Consider the following 4,714-nt stretch of genomic DNA (forward strand, 5'->3'; position numbering starts at 1 on the left):
ACGACGCGCTCATGACCACGAGCATGACGGCTGCACCGGGCTCAAGCCCGCACAGAACCGCACTTCAGACGGTCGAACCGGGTATTCGAGCCCCACAGGGTCGAGCGGGGTCCGGCGGCCAATTGTCGATCTTGCTCGCGCAAAGGGTCGTTTGTGAGTGGGCTGCGCGCATCCAGTCTTTGCTCTCGCTCGGAGAGGATCGCCACGGGGCGGTCGGCGGAGCCGTGAGTGACGCCATAGTCTACGCAACGATGATAAAAATCGACGTTGTGTAGAGTTAGAGGTGAGGGAGCAACCCAGCCCCTCGCGGGTCTCCTCTGGAGGAGCAAATGCAAAAGCAGAACTGGCTCATCACCGGCGTCAGCACGGGCCTCGGCCGTGCCTTCGCCCAGGCTGCCCTGGCCGCCGGGCACACCGTCGTTGGAACGGTCCGTTCCGAGGAGGACCTGCGGGTCTTCGAAGGGCTGAAACCCGGGTACGCGCACGGCCGCATCCTGGATGTGACTGACGGCGACGCCGTGTCGAGTGTGGTCGTGGAGGTAGAGCAGAGCGTCGGTCCTTTGGATGTCGTCGTCGCCAACGCCGGCTACGGCCTGGAGGGCACCTTCGAGGAAACCCCGCTGGCCGAGGTGCGGCGGCAGTTCGAGGTCAACGTATTCGGGGCAGTGGCCACCCTGCAGGCAGCACTGCCCCACATGCGCCAGCGCCGCCGCGGACACCTGATGGCCGTCACTTCCATGGGCGGGCTCATGGCCGTGCCCGGCATGTCCGCCTACTGCGGCAGCAAGTTCGCCCTGGAAGGCATCCTGGAAGCACTGGGCAAGGAGGTCGCACAGTTTGGGATCCACGTGACGGCGATCGAGCCCGGCTCCTTCCGCACCGACTGGGCCGGACGGTCCATGACGCGCGCTGCGCAGTCCATCGATGACTACGACGAGCTGTTCGCCCCTATCCGTGAAGCGCGGCAGAAGGCCAGCGGGAATCAGCTGGGTAATCCGGCCAAGGCTGGGGACGCCGTCGTGCACATCACGTCGGTCGACCAGCCGCCGGCCCACCTCGTCCTTGGCTCGGATGCGCTGCGACTGGTCACTGCCGCGCGCACGGCTGTGGACGAGGACATCCGCGCATGGGAGCCCCTTTCCCGTACGACCGACTTTGCCGAGGGTGCTCAGCTCTGATGCCCAGCCACCACTCTGCGCGGAGCCGGCGCGCCACCGAACGCAAGGGCGATGTCCGGGAGCGGGCCATTCTGGACACCTGCGAGGCTCTGCTGGTGCAAAAGGGCTACGACGCCATGACTGTCGGCGACATAGCTCAGGGCGCTGGCATCACGCGCGGCGCCCTGTATTTCTACTTCGGCTCCAAGCAAGAAGTGGTCACGGCACTCGTGGCCCGGACCGTTGAGCATCTGTGGGAGCGGTCCCGGGCCACTGCAGAGACCGACGAGCCGCGCCAGGCCATCGCAGCAGCCATGCAGCGCACGGTTGAGCTGTGGGATGAGCACGGTCTGGTCATGCGCACGGCGATCGACCTGTCGTTGACCGTGCCGGAGATCGGCGAGCTGTGGAGCCACACGGCTGACTTGTTCATCACGGCCATCACCGCTGTCCTGGAACGAGCCGGCGTTCAGGCCGGCACCGAACCAGAACAAGCGTCAGCGATGGCACGCGCCCTGTGCTGGATGATCGAGCGGACCTTCTACCACGCCTCGCAGGAATCCCGCGAGAAGTTGCAAAAGGCATCTTCGACCTGCGAACACATCTGGCTGACCAGCGCCGGGTCTCGCCACCTGAATGAGGCATCTGGCGTGGAAGTGAAGGCGCAGACCTGCTGGCGCCGGCACATCCCAGCCCAAGATCAATCTCATCGAGAGCCGCCGTACGACCGTTCCTGATGGCTGAAACAGACGGATCGCCGATGGCGCCCTCGCCCCGGTCAACGATCCAGCCGTCCGCCGACGACGCCGGGGCAGGCGTCTTCAGGATGCAGACCCTGTCGCACCTTCAGCCGCCGATCGGGCGGTTTCCGCCTCGGGCGGGGTTCGGGGGCCGGGAAGCGTGGCCGCCACCGCGGCGGCGAGGTCGAGGTGGGAGTTCATGTCCAGCTCGAACCGGCCGTAGGGGTTCACGTGAGTCCAGAACAGCGGGGACAGGGCCCGCCTGTCGGCGTCGGTGAGCCGTCTCTGCCACTTCTCCTCGCTCAGGATGTCCTGGAGGAGCAGGGTGTTGACGTGCACCAGCGCGGACTGGAGCAGGTGCAGGGCGAGCATCGAGACCTCCTGGGACTCCTTGTCGGAGCCGGTCAGGTCGCCGTCCTTGCCGTAGAACAGATCGTGGTTGGCGGAGTTCCAGTTCTCCACGACCTGGAGCCCGTCATTGATCTCGCGTCGCAGTTTCGCGTCGGCGAGGTAGTCGCAGATGAACGCCGTGCGTACCGCGCGGCCCAGTTCCTCGATTGCCCGGTACGTCGGATGCTTGGGCCCGCCGCGGGTGAAGCGCCGCAGGACCTGCTCGGCCTCGGCGGTGCCCAGGCGTAGGGCGGCGGTGTACTTCACGATCTGGTCGTACTGCTGGCGGATCAGGTCCCAGTCGATCGTCTTGGTCGACAGCACCGGCGCCAGGTTCGGCCACTTCTCGTCCGGCGCCGTTGCGTTGTGGGATCAACGGACGCGGTGAACCGGCGTCGGGTCCGCGGTCAGATCGCCAGGGCGAGGGCGGCGAACGCCGCAGGCACCCGCGTTGCCGGCGGGGAGTCGACGGCGAGTTCGTAGTGTCCGCGGCGCAGGTTCTGCATGAAGGCGTGTCCGGCGATGATCACTTGTGCTGTCTGCTCGGTTCGTAGCCCGCGCATCGGTCTCAACCGGTGTTTCAGCTGGCTGTGATCGGCTTCTATCGGGTTGTTGGCGTACTGCTCGACGTGGTGCCACGCGGACGGGATCAGCTCGTCGAGGACGCCGGGATAGACCGCGGCGGCGTCGGTGACCACCTCTGTGGGCTTGACCTTCAACGCTGACAGCGCCCGTCGGAAGAACCGCCGGGCGGCTTCGGCGTCCCGGCGGGTCGAGACGAGCACGTCGATGACTTGCCCGTACTGGTCGACCGCCCGGTACACGTACCGCCACACCCCGTTGACTTTGACGTACGTCTCATCAACGTGCCACCGGTCGCCTGGTGAGTGTCGGCAGAAGCGGGCGGCGTCAGCCAGCAGTGGGGTGAACCGCTGCACCCATCGGTAGACGGTGACGTGGTCGACTTCCACGCCGCGCTCGACGAGGAGTTCTTCAACGTCGCGGTAGGACAGGTTGAACCGCAGGTACCAGCGGACCGCGACGACGATCACCTCCGGTGGGAACCGGAACCCGGCGAACGCCGACTTCGGAGGCAGCCACGGGCGAGGACGGCTCGACGACTTCACAGTCCAAGTCTGTCTCGATCTTGCCAACGCTCAACGCAACGGACCCGCCGCGCGTGCGGCGTACGACAAGCGCGCTGCCGCGGAACAGGCCCAGGCCGAACGCGAGGCAGCCCAACGAGACGCCATCGCCCAGGATGTCCTCGCAGGCCGCCGTTGACACCACCGCTCCATCTACTGGAGCCCCCTCAAGATCACACCCAACGCGGCCTTGATGTCCCAGAAACTGCCGCACGCAAATGAGCGCGCTCCCCAAGCGATGAGCAAGTCAGTCGACTGGATAAAGGCAGACGTATCCCGAAGCCTCATGGGAACTGACGATGATCAAATGCACGCTCATCGGCAGATCCGTGCGCTCACGCTCCGCCGACCTGCCGCTAGGCCCTAGACCCCCTGTCGCACATCAAGCGGTCGGGGCAACGGCGGGTGGCAGCGGTGGGCGCGGCTGGGCAGTCCTGGGCACTCGTGGCTAACCGCCGGCAGGTACCGTTTCCTAAGACGATGCTCAATTCGTAGCAGCAGGCTGATTACCTGCTGCTTCACAACTCTTTTTCCTTTGTGCTGGTCGCAGTTGTATGTGGCTGCGCTCGCTTGCTGAAGATCAGCAGGAGCGGCTGCAGGCCTTGCACGCGCTCACCGCTTCTCGCGATGCCCATTCGCAGGGCCGCCTCGGCGTTTGGCGTTGACGGATGACGGCCCCGTCGCGATAGGAAGCCGTGGCCGCGCCGATGGGGTGGGCGGTCGACCTTGTTGTCGGGGACCCGGCGTGGGGCCTCGGTTCGCCGCTGCTGCAGGACGGCCGGCAGGCCCTCCCGTTGTACATGGCCACGACGTGGCCGTCGTCAGTACACCGGCACTCGCCCACGGCCTCTTCGATCATGGCGCGGCCGTCCATGGCTGAGTGTGGTGATCGTCGCCAGGCTGCCCCGCGCCCCAGGAACGCGGGCGGGAGCATGGCCGTCGCGGCGACGCCGACAAGAACCACGGCGATGGTGAAGCTTGCCTTCGCCCGTATTCGCCGGCGGTGACCTGCGGAGTGCCGCGTCGAGGGCGTGAGCACGGCCAACGCGGCCGGCCCGGGCGGGCCAGTCACCCTGGTGGCCGGCGGCCAGAAAATCTAGGCTGGAACGACTAGACATCTTATGCGGTGTGGCATATTGTTCTTCGAGTCGAGGGTAAAGATCCGTCAGGACGCAGACGGGCTGTCCGGCCGTGAGGTCACGACGGGCGGCGAGGAGCGGGAACGATCTTCACGGTTCCCCCCGAGAGGCAGTAGGAGCACGTCAGTCCCGACGTGATATGC

General features: G+C 66.2%; 3 protein-coding genes and 1 pseudogene. 2 read left to right on the top strand and 2 right to left on the bottom strand.

Going from position 1 to position 4,714, the window contains the following annotated elements:
• The first annotated feature begins 329 nt into the window (after positions 1–329).
• Together JNW87_RS34960 and JNW87_RS34965 are read left to right on the top strand one after the other, a co-directional pair.
• On the top strand, positions 330–1,178 hold the full coding sequence (locus JNW87_RS34960) for an oxidoreductase (protein ID WP_109805614.1): 849 nt from the start codon (positions 330–332) through the stop codon (positions 1,176–1,178).
• Positions 1,178–1,894 carry a TetR/AcrR family transcriptional regulator gene (locus JNW87_RS34965; RefSeq protein WP_201750007.1) on the top strand — a complete coding sequence of 239 codons (717 nt, stop codon included), beginning with the start codon at positions 1,178–1,180 and terminating at the stop codon, positions 1,892–1,894. Before JNW87_RS34960 ends, JNW87_RS34965 begins: the two co-directional genes overlap by 1 nt.
• An 84-nt stretch (positions 1,895–1,978) precedes the next feature.
• Here the strand turns inward: JNW87_RS34965 and JNW87_RS34970 are convergent.
• Both JNW87_RS34970 and JNW87_RS34975 read right to left on the bottom strand, forming a co-directional pair.
• Positions 1,979–2,629 (bottom strand): annotated as a pseudogene (locus JNW87_RS34970) (Tn3 family transposase); the annotation flags it as partial.
• A gap of 65 nt (positions 2,630–2,694) precedes the next feature.
• Entirely contained in the window at positions 2,695–3,384 is a 690-nt protein-coding gene (locus JNW87_RS34975) for an IS6 family transposase (RefSeq protein WP_109805615.1), read from the bottom strand.
• Positions 3,385–4,714: the final 1,330 nt, after the last annotated feature.

Origin of the sequence: Micromonospora sp. ATA51 (genome assembly GCF_016802855.1) — a bacterium.
In the GTDB taxonomy this organism is placed as follows: domain Bacteria; phylum Actinomycetota; class Actinomycetes; order Mycobacteriales; family Micromonosporaceae; genus Micromonospora; species Micromonospora sicca.

Excerpts from the sequence above, each read along its gene's own strand:
- JNW87_RS34960 (WP_109805614.1), top strand. The coding sequence starts at position 330 with ATGCAAAAGCAGAACTGGCTCATCACCGGCGTCAGCACGGGCCTCGGC.
- JNW87_RS34965 (WP_201750007.1), top strand. The coding sequence starts at position 1,178 with ATGCCCAGCCACCACTCTGCGCGGAGCCGGCGCGCCACCGAACGCAAG.